The 595-nt window shown below is 51.8% G+C and carries 1 protein-coding gene and 1 pseudogene; both read left to right on the top strand.

Annotated elements, in window-relative coordinates:
• A pseudogene (locus OGY67_RS00055) lies at window positions 1-192 on the top strand (DUF2931 family protein); the annotation flags it as partial.
• Between the two features lie 5 nt (window positions 193-197).
• On the top strand, window positions 198-595 hold a 398-nt coding region (locus OGY67_RS00050; RefSeq protein ID WP_286573051.1), incomplete at its 3' end, for a DUF2931 family protein.

Genomic DNA, 595 nt, shown 5'->3' with positions numbered 1-595 from the left:
GTCAAAATCTGGTTTTCCGATGTCGCCGGACGCCCCAGCCTGCCGGTCACGCCCCTGAAACTGACAACCCGCTCCGGCAAGGACCTGACCCTGTGTAAAGACTACGTCGTCCCAGGCGGCAGTTTTACCTTCCTCCCGTCAACGCAGGCATTTATCAACGGTAAAACCTACCCCTATGGCAACTGGGATTAAGAGGGATGAAAATGCGCAAACTACTGATACTTGCCCTGTTACTGGCCGCTGCAGGCTGCAGCCCACATCAATCTCACCCTTTACAGTCAAAACAGGCCGCCAGCGGGGACTGGACTCTACCTTACGGTAAGTGGAATTTTTCTTTTATCACCCCCTATGAATTACCCTCAATGGTCAACCACGCAAGAGTTATCGACACCGATGGTTACTTGTATACCTTTAACACGCTTGACCCAACCTCTCGTGACTCTGAATCCGTGGACAAGTGGACTGATGTGACCTTTGGCGGCAGCGTTAATTTCAACAAAGTCAAAAAACCCCCGCAGTACATTGTCTTCTGCTGGGATTCCTATATTGACCAGCAGACCTATGAAACCAGCGCCGTCTTCGGCCCCGAAACCTG

The organism is Citrobacter sp. Cpo015 (assembly GCF_030333035.1).
In the GTDB taxonomy this organism is placed as follows: Bacteria; Pseudomonadota; Gammaproteobacteria; order Enterobacterales; family Enterobacteriaceae; genus Citrobacter; species Citrobacter portucalensis.
This window is presented reverse-complemented; position numbering and strand designations above follow the sequence as displayed.